Consider the following 23,681-nt stretch of genomic DNA (forward strand, 5'->3'; position numbering starts at 1 on the left):
CTCCACCCTCCAAAAGAAAAGGGGCCCGCCATTGCTGGCGAGCCCCACGCTGTCGGCCTCGGGGAGGTCTATTCGGCGGCGACGCCCTGGGGCTCGTCGACCGACGCCTCATCAGCATCTTCCTCGGAAGCCGTTTCGTCGATGGCCGTTTCGCTCGCGATCGCCGCCGTTTCTTCGACCGGCATGGCGTGTTCCTCGGCGGTCTGCTCGGAGGGCGTTCCTTCGGAGGCATGCAGATGCAGGGCGCGTCCGGGCGTGCGAAGCGGCTCGGGCAGCCAGTGCGTTCCCGCAAGTAGTCGCTCCGCCTCCTGTGCCATGTCGCCTTTCTTCAGGCCTTCGATGCGCCGGGCGATGTCCGCGCCCTTTGCTTCGCGCACCGCCTGGACGATCCGCGCCTTGGTCACGCGGCCGAGAAAATTGACAGCCGTCGGCGACCAGCCCGTCGCCGCGATGTCGAGGGACAGCGACGTCGCCAGACGATCAGCATGGGCGATGGCGCGCGGGCGCCGGCTCCAGGGCTCGTGCACGGCGTTGACGGTCAGGGAGACGCAATGCGCGAAGAGACGCTGGCGCGCTTCCAAGTCGAAGGTCGTGAGAACGTCCCAAAGGTCTTGCGGCTCCGCGGGGAGCTGCTGCGACCAATCGAGATGACGGGCGTGGACCTTGGCCGCGAGCGGCGTGTCGGAGAGGCCCGGCGCCTGCGCGCCAAAGGAAACATTCTTCGCCTCGATCTCCAGACAGGTGTCCGAGCCGTAGCGGTAGAAGAGTCGCAGGCTCATGGCGTGAAGCGCGGTGAGAAAGGCCATGTCCGGATCATTGCCGAGCCCCTCGCGCAGCGCCAGCGTGCGATAGGCGGTGAGCTCGGTCAGCAATTTGTCGGGCAGAGGGCGCAGGCCTTCGTTTTCCTCGTCCTCCGCCGGGTCAGACCGGACCACATCGTCGCCGTGCGGCGCCGTGCCCTGAGCAAGAGTCGCCGCGCTGGAAGGCCCGCTACCGACGTTGCCCATGTCGGCTTCGTCGATCAGCGCTTCGGGCTCGTCAATCGGCGCTTCGTCGTCAGGGCGGACATAGCCGCGCTCGATCCGCAGCCGCCCCGATCCGTCGATGCTGACGAAGACGCCAGCGCGGGCGATGTCCTCCGGCGAATAAACGACCGGACGGTCTTCCATCGCTTCGAGTGCCGTTTCGATTTCGGCAAGGCGCGCATCGACGTCCTCGGGAATCTCGTCGGCGTCCGAATAGGCGGCTTCGAGCTGTTCGGCTTCGAGACGAAGCGACTCGCGTGTCGCAGCTTCCGCATCGCTCAGAGGCTGGCGTTCGCCCTGAAGGTGGCGGAGCCCGTAGGTGTGGCCATAGGGGAAGTCGATCGCCGTCTCGACCCATTTCCAGCCCTCAGCCCGAAGGGGTTCGGCGTCGCGGGCGAGTTTCGCGGCGACGAGCCGTTCGAGAAGGGGGACATCCTGCAGCCAGCCGCCGTCGTCGCTCTGGAAAAGGTCCCGCATGATGGGACCGCCGGCGGCGAGATATTCGTCGCCGACATATTGCGCCCGCTTGTCCGAAGCCCGGACCGCACCCTCGGTGAGAAGCCGGCGGATCTGATAGGCCTCCTTGTTGTACGAACGCTGGATCGCCTCCCAGACCTGTTCCTGGCGCTCATGGTCGGGATTTACCGTGAACGCCATCAGTTGGTCGAGCGTCATGCCGTCCTCGGCATAGACGTCGAGAAGCGTCGGAGACACGGAAGCGAGCCGCAGGCGCTGTTTGACGACGGCGACGCTGACGAAGAAGGCGGCGGCGATCTCTTCCTCGCTCTGGCCCTTTTCGCGAAGGGTCAGAAAGGCGCGGAACTGATCGAGCGGATGCAAGGGCGCTCGCTGCACGTTCTCGGCGAGACTGTCTTCTTCGGCCGTTCCCTCCAAACGAACGACGCAGGGGATGGGGGCGTTGCGCGCCAGGCGCCTCTGCTTCACCAGAAGCTCCAGCGCGCGGTAACGGCGCCCGCCCGCGGGGATTTCGAACATGCCGGTCTCGGCGCCGCCTTCGTCGAGCACCGGCCGCACCGTGATGCTTTGCAGGAGCGTGCGGCGCGCGATGTCCTCAGCGAGTTCTTCGATCGAGACGCCCGCCTTGATCCTGCGGACATTGGCCTGCGACAGGACGAGCTTGTTGAAGGGAATGTCGCGCGAGGCGCTGAGCTGGATTTTCTGAACTGACCTGGTCATGGGGATCAACTCCGCGACGGGCGGCCGGGAAACTCTCTCTCGGCCTCGAACCCGTCACGAAGCGCAGCGCCGCCCTCTGACTTTGAGGGCGACGCCGGGGAAATCATCGAGGCCAATTCGAAGGTGGCGACGACCATCCGCCGGATAGCAGTCGCCAACCGCCAGCGGGCCTGAACTTACGCCGCCCGCTCGAAGAGCTTCTTCGCGCGCGCCTCGAGATCGAGCCTTGCATCCTGATGCGTCTTGTTCCGTGCGATCGCCGTAATTCCCTGCACGAAGTCAAAGACGCTTTATGCCGAGTTCGGGATTATGCCGAGTAGCGCCCCCGATCCACCGGATTCGCTTGAAGCTGCAGCCTGATTTACTCGGCATAATTATGGTCCCTCGGGTCGCAACAACCCGAAGGGACGAACATGACATTCGATGCTGGCGATTTATCCGGTCACCCGCAGACTGATCGCGCCACCCGTGATTCAACGGATGCGTTGGCGGAGTTTCTTGAACCGATGCGAGGAACGTCCTCCTTCGTGAGCTGCGGAAGCGCCGCCCGCCACTTTTTGTTCTGGCTCAATCGCAACCGCATTGCCATCAGCAGCGTGGACATGGCTGTCGTTCATCGCTTTGCGAAGCACAGATGCCGCTGCCCTCGCTATAGCCCGAAGCAGTTGATCAATCCGGCCTACATCAGCCGGGTCGGGCGGTTTGTTCGTTTCCTGGAGGATCGCGGCGATGTTCCCCGCACCGACGATGTAGAAGACATCGCCGCACATCTGTCGTCTTACGCGGATCGGCTCACGGCTTTGGGATACAGCTGTTGGGCGCGGCGGGTAATTTTTTCGGCAGCTGAACATTTCGCCGTCTGGGTCCGTATTTCGCGGCTTCGATGGCGCGATGTCGACGAAGCCGTCGTCGAACGCTTTGTGCAGCATGACTGCCGCTGCTCGATCGGGCGCAAGGGCGCCAAGCTGGAGGAATCCGGCGAGAAGAAGCGGCGGCGAGGGGCGCGTCGGTTTCTCGCATTCCTGAAGGACCAAGGCGTCATCGCGTCGACCGGCGCAGCGGCTATGCCGGTAGAAGACCCTCGGCTTGCCGAGTTTCGCTTCTGGCTCAAGCAGCACTGCGGAGCAACCGATCAGACGATCGATCGTTATCTCCACGAAACGTCGCGGTGGATTCATGGCCTGGGCGCCGATCCGACCGTGTATGACGCGGCGGCAATCCGGAACGTGGTCCTGAGCCAAGCGCCGTCCCGTTCCCGCTCGTCGGTACGGATGACGGCAACCGTGCTGCGAAGCTACCTCCGTTTCCTTGCCGCAAGGAGCGAGTGCCGTCCCGAGCTTTGCCTGGCGGTGCCGTCGGTTGCACGGCGGCGCTTGGCTTCCCTTCCAAGATACGCCAGCCCCTCGACGATAGAGCGGATCATTGCGTCGTGCGGAACCGCGACGCCAGTCGGCCTTCGCGATCGGGCAATTGTCCTTCTTTTGGCGCGGCTCGGCTTGCGGGCCGGCGACATCCGCCGGCTGCGGATCAGCGACGTCGATTGGACGAACGCGCTGCTGACCGTGCATGGAAAGGGACGTCGCTCCGTCAGCCTGCCGCTGCCGCAGGATGTGGGCGACGCAATGCTCGCCTATATCGAGCGCGGCCGTCCGCTGGTTACGGAGGAGCATCTATTTTTGCGCGTCCAGGCGCCATTCACCCCGCTCGCGTCATCCTCAGAGATCGCCGGCATCGTCTCCCGCATTCTGGCGCGAGGCGGAATCGAAGGCGTTCCCACTGGGGCGCATCTGTTCCGACATTCATTGGCGACCTCAATGCTGCGGACCGGAGCCAGCCTGGAGTCGGTCGGCGCCGTCCTGCGACATCGATCGCCCGGCACGACCGCCATCTATGCTAAGGTCGATGTGCCGATGCTCATGCGGGTCGCGCAGCCCTGGCCGGGAGAGGCGTCATGCTGAGTGAGGATGCGACGCGCTACGTCGCCCTTTATCGCCGGCTCGGGCTCAATTTCAGCGAACAAAGCCGGACGCTCCGCTTGTTTGCCGACTACGCTGAGGCGCACGGAGACCGGCACACGCGCATCAGCCGCGTCCACGACTGGTGCTCAATGGCGTCCTCCCCTGTTCGGGCGAGATCGCGCTTCGACACCGTCCGGCGTTTTTGCGCGTTCCTCAACGCCGAAGACCCGCAGCACGAGGTCCCTCCCGCCGGCGCCTTCGGGCGAGGCAAGCGACCGCGTCCGGCCCCCCATCTTCTGGAGCCTGACCAAATTCGCGCCATTATGGATGCGGCGTTGGATCTTCCTCCCAGTGGCTCGATCAGTCCGATTACCTACCACCATCTCTTCGGCCTGTTGGCGGCGACAGGGCTCCGCATCTCGGAAGCCCTGGCGCTGCAATGCGATGATCTCACCGAGGATGGCCTGGTCGTTCGGAACGGCAAGTTCGACAAGAGCCGGTTGTTGCCGATCCACGCGACGACGCGACAGGCGCTGACCAATTACATCGCCATCCGGAACAGAATGGGAGGCGATGGCGCTGATCTGTTCATCATAAAAACCGGGCGCGCGCCAAGCAAGGTCAGGGCGCACGTCGTGTTCGTCCAGATCGCGCGTCGCCTCGGACTGCGCGGGCCGACAGGGACATCGGGGCCGCGTCTGCACGACTTGCGGCACAGCTTTGCTGTACGCTCGCTTGAGTCTTGCGCGCATGATCGGCAGATCGTCGCCAATCATATGGTGGCGCTCAGCACATACCTCGGTCATGCGGACATCGCGCACACCTACTGGTATCTGGAGGCGACCCCGGTCCTAATGCGCAGCATCGCCGTGGCCAGCGAGCGGTTGTTTAGGGAGGACGCGGCATGACAGCCCTTGCTCTCCATCTGACGGCTTTCTTGCGTGAGCACCTCCCGCGAGAGCGCAACGCCAGCCCACATACCGTCGCGAGCTACGCCCATGCCTTCGCCCTGCTGGCGCGCTTCGCCGCCGACCGTCTCAAGCGGCGGCCGAGCGATCTCGCTATCGAAGATATCGACCCAGAACTTGTGCTGAAGTTTCTCGACCACATAGAAGGCGAGCGGCGCAACGTCGCCAGATCGCGCAACGCCCGCTTTGCCGCAATCAGATCGTTCTTCCGCTATGTCGAGTACAAGGTCCCGGTCTGCCTTGAACAAGCGATGCGAATCCGGGCGTTGCCGATGAAGCGGACCGACAAGGCGTTGATCGACCATCTGACGCGGGAGGAGATACAGGCTTTGCTGGCCGCTCCCAATGCGCGGACACCAGGCGGCGCAAGGGATAGGGCCATGCTGCACTTGACCTATGCCGCCGGATTACGTGTCTCCGAACTGCTTTCGTTGCGCATCGCAGACTTCCCGGATCACTCGCTCGCGACAATACGCATTCTTGGAAAAGGGCGGCGCGAGCGCGTGTTACCGCTATGGCGCGAGACGCAGGCGGTTGTGCGGGCGTGGATTGCGGTGCGCCCGGAAGCCTCGGCTCCTGAGCTGTTTCTCAATCGAGATGGCAAGCGCATGAGCCGTGACGGTTTTGCGCATCGATTGGCGCTGCACGTCGACAGTGCCGCCCAAAAGCAGCCTTCGCTGTTGCGAAAGCGGGTAACGCCGCACGTGCTGCGGCACAGCTGCGCCATGCACACGCTCGCTGCCACCGGCGACATCCGCAAGGTGTCCCTCTGGCTCGGCCACGCAAGCCTGCAAAGCACAGAAGCCTATCTCCGCGTCGACCCTGCGGAAAAGCTTGCTGTGCTCGCTGCGCACGCGCCGCCAACGATCCAGCAAGGTAGATTTCGCCCACCCGACAGGCTGCTGGCGAGCCTTGCTGACATCCAGCGCGCAAAATAGCGGTTGATCGATGAACCGGTCCCTCGGGTCGCAACAACCCGAGGGACCATAATTATGCCGAGTAAATCAGGCTGCAGCTTCAAGCAAAACCGGCGGATCGGGGGCGCTACTCGGCATAATCCCGAAGTCGGCATAAAGCGTCTTATGCCGATATCGGCATAAGACGCTCTCGGGCTTGCGCCCTTCCTCGGTCAGCACGGTGTCGATGATCTTCGCGGTCTCCGCTTTCGAAAAGCCGCGTTTGCGCAAGAACTCCGTGCGGTCGTCGTCATTGCGCGCGACGATCCGCTCCCTCGCCGCCTTGACGCCATTGATGAAAGGCATGGGCGAGGAATTGGCGAAGCGCGTCAACGCCGGCGCGGCCTCATGCGCAAAGCGCGACGCCGCGTATTTGGAATGTCGGATCGTGATCTCCTCGAAATCTTCCACACCCCAGAGATTGCGGTTCTGACAGACGGCCCGCAGATAAAAGCTTGCGATGCCAAGCGTCTTGGCGCCGACCTCGGAATTCCAGCAGTAGAAGCCTCGAAAGAAGAGGTCGGGCGAGCCGTCCGGCAACCGGCCAGCTTCAATCGGGTTCAGATCGTCGACGAGAAAGAGAAAAACGTCGCGATCGGAGGCGTAGAGCGTCGTCGTGTCCTGCGTGACGTCGACATTGGGGTTGTATATCCCAGTCGACCAGTCCAGCACGCCCGGGACCTTCCAGCGCGTGTCTCCCGTCCCATTGCCCGCAATGCGCTGCACCGCGGATATGAGTTCGTGATCGTAAATTCGGCCGTAATCGGGACCGGTCACGGCGCGCAGCTCGACGCGGCCGTCTTCGATCTCCAGCGTCTTGACCTGTTCGGCGCGGTGGGAGGTCAGGCCGTATTGCAGATTGATGCCGGCGAGCGGCGCCGGCAGCTGGCGCAGATAGGTCGCCGGCGCGCCAACAAGACTCGCGAGCTGGCCGAAACTCCAATGCGTCGGAGTGATGGACGCGTCCGAGCCCGGGAGCAGGAGCGCGAGTCGCTCGGAATCGTCGCGGCTTGCTTCCACACGGATCGCGGCGCTCTCCACCGTCCGTGTCCGGCTGCGTTCGGTCCGGCCATGGACGGCCGCAAATAGCTCCGACAGTGACAGATAGCGTTCATCCGCCGGGCGTGAAAACCACTCCGATGATACGCGGCCGATCCGCGCGCCGCAGCTCGGATCCACCTTGTAGCCGGCCTCGGCGCCGCGCGCGGCGTCCAGAATCTCAACCTGGGTCATGGGGCTTCTCCATGACGGGCGCCGGGAGCTTCTCTCTCGGTCCTCAACCCGTCACGGAACACCCGGCCGGCACTCTCACTCTCGGGGGCGTTGCGGGGGTACTCCCCGCAGAAGGGGTCCGCTGAGAGCAAGGGGCTCGGCCGCAGGGGAAGGCCTTCCCCACAGGCCATTGATCTCAATTAGCGGATGGCTCACTCTCAATCGGCGGGATCAAATCCGTTCGTCTTCAGCTAGATACCAACACTTCGATGGATCATCCGCTCTAAAGGCCCCTTTGGTCGAACTCCCTACATCCGCCGTTGTCGAGTGTCGATTGTCACTATACGCTCATGAATGAACTAGGCGAGTCGGTAAGGCAATGCACCCAGGATCAGCGGTTCGGCAGGAATGCCTCGAGAAACACGGGCTCAGTGTGACCGACGCCGCACGCGTGCTTGGCGTCGATCGCCAGACCCTCAGCAATCTCCTCAACGCGCGTTCCGGCATTTCGCCGGAAATGGCCATCCGGCTGGAAAAGGCGTTCGGCACGCCGGCCCGCGAGTGGCTGATGCGGCAACTTGATCACGAGCTGACCGAGGCGATGCACAAGGCCGATAGCATCGACGTGCGGCCCTTTACCGGCGTCCCCAACGACATGCAGGGGCGCGCATGAACGCCGTCGAGATCGAAGAAGCCATCTCGGCGCTGGCGGAGCGGCCGTTCGACGCCGAGGAATTCCCCTACGCGTTCCTCGAAGCGTTCGGAAACAAGGAGACCACGCTCAAACGCCTGCGCAAGGGCGAGTCCAACAAGTCCGACCTCGGCGGCGTGCTTCAGACGAACAACATCCACATCGCTACCTGCAAACTGGGCGATGTGACTCGCACGCTGGGGGCGTTGAAGGCGAGCCCGGCTACAGCGCGTGCGAAGGCGCGCTTTGTGCTTGCGACGGATGGCGAGCTGTTCGAGGCCGAAGACCTCACGACTGACGACGCGCCGATTTCCTGCGCCTATGCGGATTTCCCGAACCACTTCGGTTTCTTCCTGCCGCTGGCGGGCATCACCACGGTCAAGCAGGTCCGCGAAAGTTCGTTCGACATTCGCGCGACGAGCCGCCTGAACCGGCTTTATGTCGAGCTGCTGAAGGACAATCCCGAATGGGGCGCGGCGCAGCGCCGGCACGACATGAATCACTTCATGGCGCGGCTGATTTTCTGCTTCTTCGCTGAGGATACCGATATCTTCGAAGGCGGCGGCGCATTCACTTCCGCCGTCGAGACGATGAGCGCGAAGGACTCGTCGAACACCCATGAGGTGATCGCAACGCTGTTTCGCGCCATGAACACCAGGACGAATGAACGAGCGTCCGTGGGCATCCCGCGCTGGGCCGATCGCTTTCCCTATGTGAACGGCGGGCTTTTTTCCGGCAGCACCGACGTGCCGCGCTTCAGCCGCATCTCCCGATCCTATTTGCTGCACATCGGCAGCCTCGATTGGAAAAAGATCAACCCTGACATCTTCGGGTCGATGATCCAGGCGGTGGCCGATGATGAGGAGCGCGGCGCCCTCGGCATGCACTACACGAGCGTGCCGAACATCCTGAAGGTGCTAAACCCGCTGTTTCTCGACGATCTGCGCGCGAAGCTGGACGAGGCGGGCGACAATGCGCGCGTGCTGCTCAACCTGCGCAAGCGCATGTCGAAGATCCGCGTGTTCGATCCGGCCTGCGGCTCGGGCAATTTCCTCGTCATCGCCTACAAGGAAATGCGGGCGATCGAGGCCGAGATCAACCGCCGCCGCGATGAGCCTGACCGACCCACTGAAATACCGCTGACGAACTTTCGAGGGATCGAGCTGCGCGACTTCCCGGCCGAGATTGCGCGCCTGGCGCTCATCATCGCCGAATATCAATGCGACGTGCTTTATCGCGGCCAAAAGGAAGCGCTTCGCGATTTCCTGCCGCTGGATGCGCAGAACTGGATTACCTGCGGCAATGCTCTGCGGCTCGATTGGCTCAGCATCTGCCCCCCCACGGGAACTGGCGTGAAGTATCATGCCGACGACCTGTTCCACACACCGCTCAATCAGGCACAGATCGACTTCGAGAACGAAGGTGGCGAGACATACATCTGCGGAAATCCGCCATACAAGGGCAGCCAGGGACAAACGCCTTCTCAGAAATCCGACATGCAGGCAATTTTTGAGGGGCGGACCAAAAATTGGGGATCGCTTGACTATGTGTCCGGATGGTTCATGAGGGCGGCCGATTATGGGCTTAGCCCATCTTATTCAGCGATGAGGTCATTTTGGGTTGGCGAGCGTAGCGTAAGACATTGAATTAGTGTATGGATTAGTTGCTTACGCTGATCCCTCACGCCATCGCATCGCAGCCACACCCGCCATGACCGAAGATAACCTCCTCCCATTCTCGTTTCCAGCCGTTGGCCGCAAGAAGATCACTGCAGCCTTCGATGGTGGCCGCATCACCTCGGATGCTGGCGTGATGCTCTTGGGGCAAGCCGAGCATCGTCTGGGCCTGGCGGACAAGCTCGCCGCGGTCATTGCCGATCCGCGTAATCCTTTGTTGATCACCCATTCGCTCGCCAGCATTTTTCGCGCGCGCATTCTTGCTATCGCCTGCGGTTACGAGGATGCGGACGATCTCGATCATCTCCGCAAGGATCCGGCCTTTAAGATCGCCTGCGGGCGCTTGCCCGATACCGGGAACGATTTGTGTTCGCAGCCGACCATGTCGCGTTGGGAGAATGCGCCGACCTTGCGCGAAATCGTGAAGCTCGGCCGCGTGCTGATCGATCTTTATTGCGCCAGCTACGCCTCGCCTCCGGAAGCCGTGACGCTCGATATCGACGACACCTGCGACGTCGTGCATGGTCATCAACAACTGTCGCTGTTCAACGCGCATTACGATGAGCGCTGCTTCCTGCCGATCCATATTTACGACACCGCGACTGGACGCCCTGTCGCCATCATTCTACGTCCGGGGAAGACGCCGACGGGCAAGGAAGCGTGCGGTCATTTGCGCCGCATCATCCGTCGCATCCGCGCCCATTGGCCGACGACCAAGATCACCATTCGGGGCGACGGCCACTATGGCCGCCGCGAGGTGATGGATTGGTGCGAGGACAATGGCCTCGATTATGTTTTCGGCCTGTCCGGCAATAAGCTTCTCGCCGCGGCCGTCGAAGAAAGGGCCGACGATATCCGCACCCGTCGCGCGTTGGAACAGATGCCTGTCCTACGTGGCTACGCGGAAACGAACTACGGCGCCAGATCTTGGCGGGCCGAGCGCCGCGTCTGCGCCCGCATCGAAGCGACGGAACTGGGGCTCGATATTCGCTATGTTGTCACCAACATCGCAAATGGCTCGCCCGAACATATCTACGACACGCTCTATTGCGCGCGCGGCCAGATGGAAAATCTGATCAAATTGCACAAGAGCCAGCTGGCGTCGGATCGCACCTCCTGCCGGGCGCCGCTCGCCAATCAGATGCGGCTCTTCCTTCATACAGCCGCCTATTGGCTGATGCTCGAACTGCGCGACGCCATTCCAAAACCCCACCCGCTCGCCGTCGCCGAATTTGCCACCTTGCGCGAGAAGCTGCTCAAGATTGGCGCGCGTATCGTCGAGGCTGCAAGCCGCATCCGGCTTGCGCTGGCCAGCGCTTGCCCACAAGCCGGCCTATTCCGATATTTGGCCGGCGCGTTACAGTCGGCAGGACCGTGAACGACGGGGCAGAGCCTACGTCCGCAAGCCCCAGATAGGCCATCGTTTCAACTCCAACGCGTTCAAAAAGCCCGCACCTTACCCAGCGGTAAAACGCAAAGCGGACCCGCGTCCACGATCATGCCGCGGAAAAACTCGGCGAATCTCGGCGGCTGCGCGAATAGGACGGGTTAGCACGACAACTGTCAGTGCATTTGTGAGCACGAATTCAGTTTCCCAAGGACGCCAGGTAGAAACTCTATGGCCGCTGATCTATTCCACGGGTCATGAAATTGCCTTTGCATATACATCTTTCAAGTGGGCCAACCTCGCCAGTCATAACGCTGGCGTTACCGTTGTTATTATTGGCATTTCGAAACAAGTGCTAGCAAAACGACATCTCCTTGTGTCTGACGGTGCAAAAACCTCTGTGCGCCAAGTTGACAATATAAATCCGTATTTGGTTCCTGCCGCAAACATTGTCGTTGGCGCCCGCTCGAAACCAATGTCCAATATCGCAGAAATGGGCTTTGGCAGTATGGCCAACGATGGAGGCCATCTTTTGCTCACGAGCGCCGAGGCAAGAAAAGTGGTTTCCGCTCATAGCGTTCCAGCAGAATTTATCCGTCCGTTCCTAGGGTCACAGGAGTTTATCAGAGGTATTGAGCGACGCTGTGTATGGGTCAATGATGAGAACGCTGATCGGGCGATGGCAAATCGGTGGATGCGCGAGCGCTTCGAAGCTGTTCGTCTGCAACGCGCTGCCTCAGATAGGGCAACAACAAGAGCGTTGGCTTCGCGTGCGTACCGCTTCGGTGAAGTACGACAAATCGGCGTTGAAACGACAATCGTTGTTCCGAGTGTCTCTTCGGAGAACAGGGAATATCTCCCGGTGGGGTTTCGACCGGAAGGAACGATTGTATCGAATCTCGCGTTCGCACTCTATGACGCTCCCCTATGGAATCTCGCGCTGATCGCATCTCGCCTGCATCTTGTTTGGATAGCCACTGTCTGCGGGAAGATGAAAACAGACTTCCGCTATTCTAACACGCTCGGCTGGAATACGTTTCCTATCCCCACGCTCACCGAAAAGAACAAGGCCGATCTGACGCGCTGCGCCGAAGACATCCTGCTCGTACGTGAGGCGCATTTCCCCGCTACCATCGCCGATCTCTATGATCCGGAAGCAATGCCAGCGGACCTTCGCGCGGCGCACGAGCGCAACGATGAGGTGCTCGAGCGCATCTATATCGGCCGCCGGTTCAAGAACGACACTGAGCGGCTCGAAAAGCTGTTTGAGCTCTATACGAAGATGACCGCGAGGGCGGCGGACAACGGCGAGCCCCGAAAAATGAAGAAGCAATAGCGATAAGGAGCTGGGGCGGCATGGAAGCACGGAGCAAGACGATCGAGGCGTGGTTCTCGATGATCGAACAGGGTCAGGTAAAGCTACCCCGTTTTCAGCGCCATGAGGCGTGGCGACCGCATCAGATCGCTGGTCTGTTCGAAAATATCATGCGCTCGCCGTCACTGCCCGTCGGCGTGCTGCTTGTACTGGAGGTCGGCGACAAGGAGCTCTTTCATTCGCGCCCGATCGTTGGAGCCCCGAAATCCGAGGCCCGCCCGAGCATGCACATCCTTGATGGACAGCAGCGTATGACGGCGCTCTGGCGCTCGCTAACCGACAACTACGAGGATCTGAAGGTCTTCGTCAGACTGGTGCCTATGACGGACGGGGGCGAACCGAAGACCGTCTCAGAAGACGATGAGGATGGCGGTGATCTGATTGAGATCGAGAAGCGCTGGACACATAAAGGAGTCCGGAGACCAGTCTGGGCCGACGACTCTGTGGAATGTATCAAGCGCGGCCTGGCACCGATCTCGATCTTCCGCCCGGGCAACATCGGTGAAACTTCATTCAAGGCTTGGCGCGATTCCTTGCGCGCAGGAAATGCATTCACTGACGAGATCGGAGACCTGGCTAGCGAATTGAGAAAGCGCGTTCTTGGTTACTCGCTTCCGTTCCTCTCCCTGCCTGTCGGGACGTCTCGCGAGACGGCTTTAGAGGTGTTCATCAATATGAACACCTCAGCATCACCACTGAAGGACTACGACATAGTCGTGGCTCAAGTCGAAGAAGGAGTAGGCGAATCATTACACGACAAGGTGGAAGCTCTTCTTCAGTCGGCACCCGCGGCGAAGGACTACGGTCGCATAGAAGATATCCTTCTAGCGATGACAGCATTGCTGCTCGACAAGCCGCCTATCAAGAAGACGTACCTCGAAGAAGATTTCGGCAAGGGTCTCGCCAGTGTCTGGCCCAAAGTCGTGGCCGGCATCGAGAGAGGCCTTCAGTTCCTCAGTGACGAGGCCTTGTTCAACGAGAAGATTCTCCCGAGCGATGTGGCCGTCTATCTGACCTGCGCGCTCTGGGCGGTCGCTTCGAACTTGAAGCTTGATCAGGAAGGGAACGCTCGACAGATCATCCGGAAAGTGCTTTGGCGTGCATGTTTCACCCACCGCTATGGAAAAACCTCCGCGACGCGCGCCTTCGCCGATTACAAGACCCTGAGGGGCATGATCGACGGAACAACTCCGAACGTCACTTGCGAGCTGTTTGACACGGCTGCTTTCCGCCTACCCGACCTCGACGAAATCAAGGTCGCTGGCTGGCCGGGGCGCAAGGATCGACTCCCGCGCGCAATCCTCGCCACCTCGCTCAGACGCAAAGCGCAAGACTTTGCCGATGGAACACCTATTGGCCGTAACAACATAGCTGCTCGTGAGCTGGATCACCTCTATTCTTGTGGGTATCTGAAGGTGGATAGAGACGACGCATTAGCGAACCGCGCGTTAAACTGCGCGCTCATTACCGGGCTCACAAATCGAAACAAAAGCTCAGCGGCCCCCAGCGACTATGTAGCGAAACGCGCCAAGGCCGCAAATTTGGGTGAGGAAACCGTCCGCTGGCGGTTGGCGACCCACCTCATTCCTTATAGCGCACTTGTTTCGGACAACTACGATATGTTCCTGGACGAGCGAGCCAAGCTCATCGAGGCGGATATGAAAGCGCTTTGCGATGGCGTGGAACCGACCGCATGACTGTTAAACTTTCCGTCCCATCGGTCTCCGTTTCCTATGCCTCGAACGGCAGCTCGACAAAGGCCAACGAATTGGGCATGCGCCCGATGCAGGAGCGCGCCTTCGAAAAGCGCGGCGAGCAATATCTTCTGATCAAATCGCCGCCGGCCTCGGGCAAGAGCCGCGCGCTGATGTTCATCGCGCTCGACAAGCTCGCCAATCAGGGCGTCAAGCAGGCCATCATCGTCGTGCCGGAGAAATCGATCGGCGCCAGCTTTCACGACGAGCCGTTGAGCGAGCACGGCTTCTGGGCCGACTGGCGCGTCGAGCCGAAGTGGAACCTCTGCGACGCGCCCGGCAATGACAATGGCGGCAAGGTTAACTCGCTCGGCGCCTTCCTGGAAAGCGACGATAGGGTGCTTGTCTGCACCCATGCGACGTTCCGCTTCGCGGTCGACAAATTCGGGATCGAAGCCTTCGACGACCGGCTGATTGCGGTTGACGAGTTCCACCACGTCTCTGCCAACCCCGACAACAAGCTCGGCCTGCATCTGGGCGAGTTCATCACGCGTGACCGCGTGCATATCGTCGCGATGACAGGTTCCTACTTCCGGGGTGACGCCGAGGCGGTGCTGGCGCCGCAGGACGAGGGCAAGTTCGAGAGCGTCACCTACACCTACTATGAGCAGCTCAACGGCTATCAGTATCTGAAGCAGCTCGACATCGGGTATTTCTTCTATTCGGATTCCTACGCCGACGACATTCTGAAGGTGCTGAACCCAGCCGAGAAGACGATCATCCACATCCCGAACGTGAATTCGCGCGAAAGCACGAAGGACAAGATCAAGGAGGTGGAGCACATCATCGAGGAGCTGGGCGCCTGGCAGGGGACCGACCCCGCCACCGGCTTCCAGTTGGTCAAGACGGCCGACGGCAGGATTCTTCGCATCGCCGATCTCGTCGACGACGAACCCGCCAAGCGCGACCGCGTGTCTGCCGCGCTGAAGGATCCTGCGCAGAAGAACAACCGCGATCATGTCGATATCATTATCGCGCTGGGCATGGCGAAGGAAGGCTTCGATTGGATCTGGTGCGAGCACGCGCTGACGGTCGGCTATCGCTCCAGCCTGACCGAGATAGTTCAGATCATCGGCCGTGCGACGCGCGATGCGCCGGGGAAGATCCGCGCTCGCTTCTCGAACCTGATTGCTGAGCCGGCCGCGGCCGACGACATCGTCACCGAGGCTGTCAACGATACGCTAAAGGCGATTGCGGCCAGCCTGCTGATGGAGCAGGTGTTGGCGCCACGTTTCGAGTTCAGGCCGAAGAACCCGCAGAACCAGCCAGCATCGGGCTTCGACTATGGCGAGGGCGGCTACGATCCCAACAAGTGCAACGTCGGGTTCAACGAGGAAACTGGGAAGTTCCAGATCGAGATAAAGGGGCTGGCCACGCCGAAGAGCGACGAAGCGACGCGCATCTGCCAGGAGGACCTGAACGAGGTGATCGCGGCCTTCGTGCAGGACAAGACGACGATCGAGCGCGGCCTCTTCGACGAGGAACTGGTTCCCGAGGAGCTGACCCAGGTGCGCATGGGCAAGATCGTCAAGGACAAGTTCCCGCACCTCGACGCGGAGGATCAGGAAGCCGTGCGTCAGCACGCGGTGGCGGCGCTGAACCTGACTCAGAAGGCTAAGGAAGTCGCGGCGGGCAGCACGCTGGGCGAGGAAAAAGGCAACACTGCTTTCGTCGACGGTGTTCGCAAATTCGCGATGGACGTGAAGGAGCTCGACATCGACCTGATCGACCGAGTCAATCCGTTCGGTGAAGCCTATGCCATCCTCGCCAAGACGATGAGCGAAGAGAGCCTGAAACAGGTCGCCGCAGCGATCGCGGCCAAGCGTACCAGCCTGACGCCAGAAGAGGCCAAGGTGATCGCCAAACGCGCGGTCGAGTTCAAGCGCGAGCGCGGGCGACTGCCGTCGATCAGCTCGCCCGACGCCTGGGAAAAGCACTTGGCGGAAGGCGCCGCCGCATTCGTCCGATTCAAGGATGAGGGTCGCTATGAGTGACTTCGACCTTGATGAACTTCGGTCGGAGCTCGACGAATTCGCGCAGCCGGAGAAGAAGGGCGGCCGTTCACCCCGCGAGGAACGCATCATCGCTGGCTTCGAGGAGATTCAGCGGTTTGTTGAGAAGAAGGGGCATCCGCCCCGGCACGGGGAGGGCGGCGACATTTTCGAGCGGCTTTATGCCGTGCGGCTCGACCGCCTGCGCACGCTGGAAGAGTGCAGGTCATTGCTCTTGCCGCTCGATCACCAGGGGCTGATATCAGCCACACAACTCGTTGCTGCCGCCCCAGCAGACGAGATGGACGAAGACGAACTGCTCGCCGAACTGGAGGGCGCGGCCGGTTCGTCTGATATCACCAAGCTACGTCATGTGCGGACCAGCGCCGAGAAACGGGAAGCTGAGGAAATTGCCAACCGCGAAAAGTGCGTGGATTTCGAGTCGTTCAAGCCCCTGTTCCAACAGGTTCAGGCCGATCTTGAGAGCGGGCGCCGAACCACGAGGCGGTTCGTCAAGGATGCCGGTTTTCTGAAAGCCGACATTCAGGCCGGCCAGTTCTTCATTCTTGGCGGCCAGACAGCCTATGTGGCTGAAGTCGGTGAACCCATTAAGGCGCCGAACGGCGAGACCGATGCGCGCCTCCGCGTGATCTATTCCAACGGTACCGAAAGCGATCTGCTGCTTCGGTCACTCCAGCGTGCCCTCTACAAAGATGAAGCCGGAAGACGGATTACGGAGCCGAGTGCCGGCCCGCTGTTCGACGACCAGACCGACGATAGCGATCAGGCAAGCGGCACGATCTATGTGTTGCGGAGCAAGTCCGACCACCCGGTGGTCGCAGAGAACCGAGCGGTTCTGCACAAGATCGGCGTCACCGGCGGCAGTGTCGAACGGCGCATCGCCAACGCGCGCCTCGACCCGACTTATCTCATGGCGGATGTCGAGATCGTGGCAACCTACGAACTCTACAACATCAATCGGTCGAAGCTCGAAACCCTGATCCACAAGGTCTTCGGAGCGGCGCGCCTCGATGTCGAGATCATGGACCGGCTTGGCCGACCAATCGTGCCGAAGGAATGGTTTCTGGTGCCCTTGTACGCCGTCGATGAGGCGGTGAACCGGATTAGGGACGGCACCATCACGGGATATGTATACGACCCGAAGACTGCGAGGCTGGTTAGCCACGAGCGTTAGGTTCTAGAGCGACACTGATGGGACGTCTTCCTCACGTCCCAGTCGTTACTAGCGCGCGTAGGTTGCTCACGATTCGCAGCGCCATCGCTTCTGCCGTCTCCCCGCGCAACTTTGCGAGATCGGCGACGGTCTGCGCCACAGCTCGGGGCCGAACCGGTAGACCCTCCGATGTGACGAAGGGACCGTCGGTCTCGGTGAGCAAACGGTCGGGAGGGAGGCTGACCACGAGCTGCCGGTGCTTCGGCGAGCGCAGCATCTCCGAATTGATCGAGAAGTAGCAGCCGCGCTCGGAAGCTCTGCGCGCCTCCGCTGCAGTTCCTGTGAACCAGTGCAGGACGACGCGTCCACGGTCTGGCGGCAGGTCGCGGTCGAGATGGTCGAGCACCTTGCCGACGGCGCGGACGCTATGGATCGTCAGGATCTTGTCGCCCTGTTCGGCGCAGGCGGCCAGCACGCGCGCGAACACCCTCTCCTGAGCCTCGAAGCTCCGATAGAAGCGTGGACCGGCGTCGAGCCCGACTTCGCCGACATAGCGCGCTTCGACCAAATACCGCTCGAACAGGGGCAGCTCGGCCTCACGCTCGGCAACCAGCTGTGGATGCATGTCAATCGGCGTTGAAGTTTGACCCCGTATCGGCGTCCAAAACTGACCCCTTGTTGCGCGCGTCGTGACGGAAGGAGGGCGTAGCCCGACTGGAGTTACGATGCGCGCGGCGGCGTGATCAGAGGCGGTTCTTGAAGCGCCAACTCTCGTTGCCGGTTTCGACGATGTCGCAGTGGTGGGTCAGCCGATCGAGCAGCGCGGTCGTCATTTTCGGATCGCCGACGCTTTCATGATGCCTCCTTTTTCGAACGCCTTATGCGTTGCGCATGGGCGCGCAGCCTATCAACTTGTTCCGGGGAGAGGTCAATTTGCCATGGCTGGCCCTTCGTGAGCTGATGCCCCACCAGCAGGCCGCGTGCAAGGTAGTCGAAGACCGTTTGTGTCGTCACGCCGAGCGCGGTCGCCGCGCCTTGGATCGAGTAGCTGCCGTTGGACCACTGCGGCGGGTTCGGGTTCACGCCATTGATCTTTACCGTCGCAATGTCCCAGCGCTTGCGCAGCAACCACACATTGCCGCCTCTGAATGCGCAACCGCGTGCTGCGACAAAGCCCTCGTGATTGAGGACTTCCGCAATCTCCTTGTCCATCTTGCCGTCGGCGTTGAGCTGCGTAATCCTGCGCCGCAGTCCTTCGAGATCAACATGGTCGCGGTAGGACTGCACGTGGCGCGGCAAGCAATGCTCGCTCGTCGCGCCGGTTTGCCACAAAATCCTCAGCCATACCTGCCCATGCACCCTTTTCTGGTCAAGGATCACCTCGCGAATGATGAAGCGGAGAATGCGCTTCCGGTCAGCAGGCGAAGTGGTCGGCGCACGCCAGATGTGCGGCAGATTTTCGGCCAGCGCTCGTAGCGAGGCGATATCCGCCTCATGCAGGACGAGCGGCTCCTCGGAGCGCCAGCGCGCATGCTCCCGGTCGATCTCCTCGACGGCGCGCAGCTTGTCTTCCCATGCGCGTTCAAGCGAGCGCGCCACCAGCCGGTTTTCGGGTTCGACTGCGTCATATTGGCGGCGCGCCCGTTCAGCCTCGTAGCGGGCGCGCTCGCGGCGGAGCGCCCATTGCCGCTCAAGCTGTCGGCTCTCTTCCTCTATTTGGCCCATGGCCGCGATCGCGATCGCAATCCTATCCGGGGCGAGCGCGTCGAGGAGAACGCGTTCGACGAACCCGTCGACCGGCAAGGCTCGCACTTCCTGGCACAAGGCGACGCCACGCTGATCCCGATCGGATCGGCAGCAATAGACCGGATAATCGCCGTTCGGGCCGGTGTAGCGTAGGCTCATGCGGCGGCCGCAGCGCCCGCAAATGGCGACGCCCTGCAGCAGCGCCGAGCCCTTACGCGGTGCGCCGGCGTGTCCCGCCTCGTAACGGTTGACGTTGTCGGCCAAGCGCCGCTGGTTGGCCATGAACTCCTCCCAGCTGATGTACCCGGGGTGCGCGGCCTTCAAGCAAACCGCCCAGTCCGAGACAGCCACCTTGACGGTTCCCCGGAGAGATCCGGGGCGGCATCGGGTCGGATCCCTTTGCCGACGACCGTAGACATAGGCCCCAGCATAGGCGGGATTCTGAAGAATATTACGAACGCGCGCGCTATCGGCTTCCTGCCAGACGACGTCATGCGGGCTCGGTCCAAGAACGGGGCGCACCGGCAGCGGCAATCCGTTCGCCCGTAGGAAGCGCATCACGGCGCGGGCGCTCTGCAGCTCTCGGAACTTGGCGAAGACGAGACGAATGCGCGCCTGCACCTCTTCGTCTGGGTTGAGAATGATCGCGTCCGCGCGGTCATGGGCGAGCCCGGCCGGCAAGGGGAGCCGGAGTTCGCCGCGCGCCGCCTTTTGACGTTCTCCTTGGTGCAGGCGCATGCGAATCTGATGCAGCTCCGCTTCGCTCATGATGCCGGACAGCCCGAGCAGCAAGCGGTCGTGATAGAGTCTCGGGTCATAGAGGCGCTCGCCGTCGGCGATGAGCACGCCGAACACCGAGCAAAGCTCCAAGAGCTGATGCCAGTCGCGATTGTTGCGCGCCAAGCGCGACGCATCGAGACTGACCACCAGGCCAGCGTTGCCAAGGCCGACTTCAGCGATCAATTTCTGGAAGCCGTGGCGCTCGACGCCGCCGGCGCCGGATTTTCCCAGATCCTCGTCGATGACCTGAACCCGCTCGCGAGGCCATCCGAGCCCAACGGCTCGTTCGACGAGGCGGTATTGCAGCTCCGTGCTCTCCTGATGCTGACGCACCTGGTTCACTGACGATTGCCGGACGTAGATGTAGGCGAGCTTGGCGCGATGCGCCGTGGTGAGACGCTCGTCAGCGACATTCAATGTCATCAGCATGAGCGATCTCCCTTCTTGCTGCGCCCTCCGCCCGCTGCATGCGACGCATGAGCTGCGCCATCAGCTGAGCAATTTGCGCTTGGGCTTCGGCCGGCAGGTTCGGCCAAAGTCCTGGAGATGCTGTCTGGAGCCGGTCGGATGCGCAGACCGGGATCGACCGGGGTAGAGACGCTACGCGACGCGAGAGAGTTTGTAGGGTCATCGCGAATCACCTCCTCGGCGAGGAGGGACAGCTTCGCGCTCAAATGCTGCGTCAATGGGATCAGCGTGCGCACGCTGACGCGGGGTAGCTTTGGCGGCGTTGTGTCAATGCCGTTGGACGCTCCGCCGAGGTCCGTCGAGGCAATCCGGATTGAACGCTTTCGTCCGTCCGGCAACGCGACAACAACAAAGGCGGGACCCCGCCCAGAACGCTCCGATAAAACCGTAAGCTTCTGACCAAAAAGGGAGTGTCGAGATTCCGTGACCGTAATCACGCATCCGAGCCGTTCGAGGATTGTGTTACTCTGCGATGTTCGGGTCGCCGAAGACGCTCGGCCATTCGCCGAAGGCGAGGTTGGTCGTGACGATGATCGAGGTGCGCTCGTAGAGCCGGCTGACCAGATGGAACAGCAATTGGCCGCCGGCCTGGGCGAAGGGCAGATAACCGAGTTCGTCGAGGATGACGAGGTCGAGGCGGGTCAGGTAATCGGCGAGCCGTCCCTGCCGTCCGCCGCGCGCTTCCGCCTCCAGCCGATTGACCAGATCGACCGTGGTGTAGAAGCGCCCGCGCGCGCCGGCGCGTATGCAGCTTCGGGCGATGGCGATCGCCAGATGGGTCTTGCCTGTGCCCGTTCCGCCGACCAGCACGACGTTCCGCTGCTGGGCGATGAAGGCGCCGCCGGCGAGATCGCGCACCAACCCCTCATTGATCGGTGTGTCCTTGAAGTCGAAGTCGTCGACGTCCTTGGCGAGCGGCAATTTGGCGATGGTGAGCTGGTATTTGATCGAGCGCGCCTGCTTTTCCGATATCTCGGCCTTGAGCAGGTCGCCGACCAGACGCTGCGGCTCATGTTTACGCTTGAGCGCCGTCGCCAACGTCTCGTCGTAAGCGCTCCGCATGCCATAGAGCTTGAGTTCCCCCATCATGTCGAGCACTTCGGTTCGTTCCATGGTCATGCGCTCCTGAGCTGGTCGTATCTGGCGCAGTCGGCGATCGGGGCGTGCGTCAGCCGCAAGGCCTCCGGAGTTGCAATGACCGCGGCGGGTTCGGGATCGCGCCGGCGCGCGAGAATGTTGAGGACGACGTCGGCGGAGTAGACGCCATTTTCCAGCGCCTCGGCACTGGCGGCCTCGACCGCCGGCAAGCCGTCCGTGAGCACGGCGGCGAGAATGGCGACCATTTGACGATCGCCGTCGTCGGATCCGGCGAGCTTGCGGCGGACGCGCTCGAGCGCGCCGGGCAACACCCAATCCTTGAACGGCGCGCCATTCCTCAACGCGCCGGGCTTTCGCGCCAGAACCGGGACGTAATGCCAGGGGTCGTAGATCGTCTCGCCGCGCCCGAAGCAGCGGGCGTGTTCCGCGACGATCCTTCCATCCTGCCGGATGACGATGCGATCGGCGTAGGCATGAATCTCGACCGGGCGGCCAACCGCGCTGGCGTTCACGGAGTATTTGTTGTTGTCGAAGCGGATTAGGCACGTCTTCGACACGGACGCCGGCAGCGCGTGGAATCCGTCGAAGCGCCCGCGATAGGGAATGAGCCGGGGGCGCTCCTCCTCGAAGACCTCCCAGACCGTTTTGTCGGCGCGCTCCGGATGGGCATGCGCCTTGGCGTAGGCGATGCATTTATCCATCAGCCAGGCGTTCAGCTCGTCAAAGGTCTTGAACCGCAGGCGCGGCGTGAAGAAGCGCTCACGCACGAGACCGACCTGATTCTCGACCTGACCCTTTTCCCAGCCAGACGCTGGCGTGCAGGCCACGGGCTCGACGAGATGGTGCGAGCACATCTGAAGGAAGCGGCGATTGTATTGCCGGTCCTTGCCCACGAAGATCGTTTCGACCGCCGTCTTCATGTTGTCGTAGACGCCACGTGCGCAGGCGCCCTTGAAGAAGGCGAAGGCGCGCTCATGCGCGTCGAAGACCATCTCCTGCGTCTCGCGCGGATAGGCCCGGGCGATAAACATCCGGCTGTGACAAAGACGCAGATGCGCGACCTTGACGATCATGGTCACGCCGTTCATCAGAACGATCTCGTGGCTCCAGTCGAACTGGTAGGCTTCGCCGGGCGCGAACGACAACGGCACGAAGGCGCTTGCCGTCTCGCTCGCATGTTCGCGCGCCCATTGCCGGGCATAGCGCCGCACCGCGTCGTAACCCCCGGCATAGCCGAGCGCCCGAAGCTCCTCGAAAATCCGGATCAGCGTCAGCCGCTCGCGCGCCGGCTTGGTCCCATTCGCCGCGAGCATCCGGTCGAGTTCTTCCTTCCAGGCTCCGAGCTTTGGACGCGGCTGGACATCCCGTTCGTAGGAAGATGCCGTCTCACCCGACCGTAAAATCTTGCGGACCGTGTTGCGCGATATCTTCAGATCGCGCGCGATCGCCTTGATCGATTTGCCCTTCTGTAAGCCCTCGCGCCTGATCCGTCCGATCGTCTCCACAACCAGCATCCCCCACCGCCCGCTCGACGCCAAAGCGGACAGACCTGCAAACAATTCTCAGGGGGTCAATTTTGCACGCCGATCCCCCGGATCAGGGGGTCAATTTTGCACGCCGAAACACACTTCAGGTCTTCGATGGAGATGTGGTCGCGGGGCTTGGCGAGCACCGAAGTTGCGAGGCCGTAGAGGTCCTTCATTTGATCGAAGGTCGGGATTCCGGTCGCCGCGGTGAACGCGAACCCGCCGGCCTTGCGGGCGATCTTGAGCCAGTCGACGCGTTTCAGGACCTTCTTCGCCGCGTCCGCGACCTTAGTCGAGTTGGGGCGGGCGCGACGCAATTCGTCGACGATGGTTTCGATAACAATTGTCTTGGCGTCTTCGAAGCCTTCGAACGTCCACCCGTTAAACCAGAGGCAAAGGACGCGTTCGTCGCCGACAAAGGCGCTTTCGGTCATCTTCAGGACGCTGGACTTTCCTGCGCCCCAGTCGCCATGCACACCGATAGTAATCGGTGTATCAGGCGTTTGGCGGATCAGCTTGACAACTGTCTTGGCAATAGATTCGTAGTAAAGAAGATCGGTTGCCGTCTCGTGGTCGTTCAAGAACATGCTTTTCCCCGCCGGTTTGCTTGATACGGCTCGACTCGGCCAATTTAGCCATTTTCCCAAGGCGCAATTGTATAGCGAGCTGTGCCGAGGCGGAACAGCGGCTGAACGGCTG

The 23,681-nt window shown here is 61.7% G+C and carries 14 protein-coding genes and 4 pseudogenes; 10 read left to right on the top strand and 8 right to left on the bottom strand.

What is annotated here, in order from left to right:
* Positions 1-68: 68 nt before the first annotated feature.
* Positions 69-2,222 carry a ParB/RepB/Spo0J family partition protein gene (locus tag ACV959_RS07065; RefSeq protein ID WP_475739184.1) on the bottom strand — a complete coding sequence of 718 codons (2,154 nt, stop codon included), beginning with the start codon at positions 2,220-2,222 and terminating at the stop codon, positions 69-71.
* A 413-nt stretch (positions 2,223-2,635) separates the two neighbouring features.
* On the opposite strand from ACV959_RS07065, the gene ACV959_RS07070 reads away from it, so the two are divergent.
* From ACV959_RS07070 to ACV959_RS07080, 3 genes are read left to right on the top strand one after another with little or no spacing between them, the layout of a single operon-like run.
* Entirely contained in the window at positions 2,636-4,180 is a 1,545-nt protein-coding gene (locus ACV959_RS07070) for a tyrosine-type recombinase/integrase (RefSeq protein ID WP_475737034.1), read from the top strand.
* Complete coding sequence (locus ACV959_RS07075) at positions 4,174-5,088, top strand: tyrosine-type recombinase/integrase (RefSeq protein WP_475739185.1); 915 nt, start codon at positions 4,174-4,176, stop codon at positions 5,086-5,088. Before ACV959_RS07070 ends, ACV959_RS07075 begins: the two co-directional genes overlap by 7 nt.
* On the top strand, positions 5,085-6,086 hold the full coding sequence (locus ACV959_RS07080) for a tyrosine-type recombinase/integrase (RefSeq protein ID WP_475737032.1): 1,002 nt from the start codon (positions 5,085-5,087) through the stop codon (positions 6,084-6,086). The genes ACV959_RS07075 and ACV959_RS07080 overlap by 4 nt, the downstream gene beginning before the upstream one ends.
* Before the next feature lie 66 nt (positions 6,087-6,152).
* On the opposite strand, the gene ACV959_RS07085 is transcribed toward ACV959_RS07080, so the two are convergent.
* Complete coding sequence (locus ACV959_RS07085; protein ID WP_475739186.1) at positions 6,153-7,337, bottom strand: DUF932 domain-containing protein; 1,185 nt, start codon at positions 7,335-7,337, stop codon at positions 6,153-6,155.
* Positions 7,338-7,695: 358 nt separating this feature from the next.
* On the opposite strand from ACV959_RS07085, the gene ACV959_RS07090 reads away from it, so the two are divergent.
* From ACV959_RS07090 to ACV959_RS07120, 7 genes and pseudogenes are all read left to right on the top strand, one after another.
* A complete protein-coding gene (locus ACV959_RS07090; protein WP_475739187.1) occupies positions 7,696-7,989 on the top strand; it encodes a HigA family addiction module antitoxin in 294 nt (97 codons plus the stop codon).
* A pseudogene (locus tag ACV959_RS07095) lies at positions 7,986-9,587 on the top strand (DNA methyltransferase); the annotation flags it as partial. The gene ACV959_RS07090 and the pseudogene ACV959_RS07095, both read left to right, overlap by 4 nt.
* Positions 9,588-9,717: 130 nt before the next feature.
* Positions 9,718-11,061, top strand: coding sequence for an IS1380 family transposase (locus tag ACV959_RS07100; protein ID WP_475737583.1), 1,344 nt, complete (start codon positions 9,718-9,720; stop codon positions 11,059-11,061).
* Positions 10,985-12,406, top strand: a complete 1,422-nt coding sequence (locus ACV959_RS07105) for a type IIL restriction-modification enzyme MmeI (RefSeq protein ID WP_475739611.1) — start codon at positions 10,985-10,987, stop codon at positions 12,404-12,406. The genes ACV959_RS07100 and ACV959_RS07105 overlap by 77 nt, the downstream gene beginning before the upstream one ends.
* 20 nt (positions 12,407-12,426) lie before the next feature.
* Complete coding sequence (locus ACV959_RS07110) at positions 12,427-14,142, top strand: GmrSD restriction endonuclease domain-containing protein (RefSeq protein WP_475739188.1); 1,716 nt, start codon at positions 12,427-12,429, stop codon at positions 14,140-14,142.
* Positions 14,139-16,193, top strand: coding sequence for a DEAD/DEAH box helicase (locus ACV959_RS07115; RefSeq protein ID WP_475739189.1), 2,055 nt, complete (start codon positions 14,139-14,141; stop codon positions 16,191-16,193). The genes ACV959_RS07110 and ACV959_RS07115 overlap by 4 nt, the downstream gene beginning before the upstream one ends.
* Positions 16,186-17,385, top strand: a complete 1,200-nt coding sequence (locus tag ACV959_RS07120; RefSeq protein WP_475739190.1) for a GIY-YIG nuclease family protein — start codon at positions 16,186-16,188, stop codon at positions 17,383-17,385. The genes ACV959_RS07115 and ACV959_RS07120 overlap by 8 nt, the downstream gene beginning before the upstream one ends.
* 31 nt (positions 17,386-17,416) lie before the next feature.
* Here ACV959_RS07120 and qatD read toward each other — a convergent pair whose 3' ends face one another.
* The 6 genes and pseudogenes from qatD to ACV959_RS07150 form a co-directional block, all read right to left on the bottom strand.
* Positions 17,417-17,989, bottom strand: coding sequence for a Qat anti-phage system TatD family nuclease QatD (qatD, locus tag ACV959_RS07125; RefSeq protein ID WP_475739191.1), 573 nt, complete (start codon positions 17,987-17,989; stop codon positions 17,417-17,419).
* A gap of 118 nt (positions 17,990-18,107) precedes the next feature.
* A pseudogene (locus tag ACV959_RS07130) lies at positions 18,108-18,209 on the bottom strand (ATP-binding protein); the annotation flags it as partial.
* Between the two features lie 7 nt (positions 18,210-18,216).
* Positions 18,217-20,319 carry a recombinase family protein gene (locus ACV959_RS07135; protein WP_475739192.1) on the bottom strand — a complete coding sequence of 701 codons (2,103 nt, stop codon included), beginning with the start codon at positions 20,317-20,319 and terminating at the stop codon, positions 18,217-18,219.
* A 525-nt stretch (positions 20,320-20,844) separates the two neighbouring features.
* Positions 20,845-21,471 (bottom strand): annotated as a pseudogene (gene istB / locus ACV959_RS07140) (IS21-like element helper ATPase IstB); the annotation flags it as partial.
* A pseudogene (gene istA / locus ACV959_RS07145) lies at positions 21,374-22,970 on the bottom strand (IS21 family transposase). The pseudogenes istB and istA, both read right to left, overlap by 98 nt.
* A 56-nt stretch (positions 22,971-23,026) precedes the next feature.
* Positions 23,027-23,569 (bottom strand): KAP family P-loop NTPase fold protein, encoded by a 543-nt coding sequence (locus ACV959_RS07150; protein WP_475739193.1) that lies wholly within the window; start codon positions 23,567-23,569, stop codon positions 23,027-23,029.
* Positions 23,570-23,681: the final 112 nt, after the last annotated feature.

Source organism: Methylocystis sp. Se48, assembly GCF_056269425.1.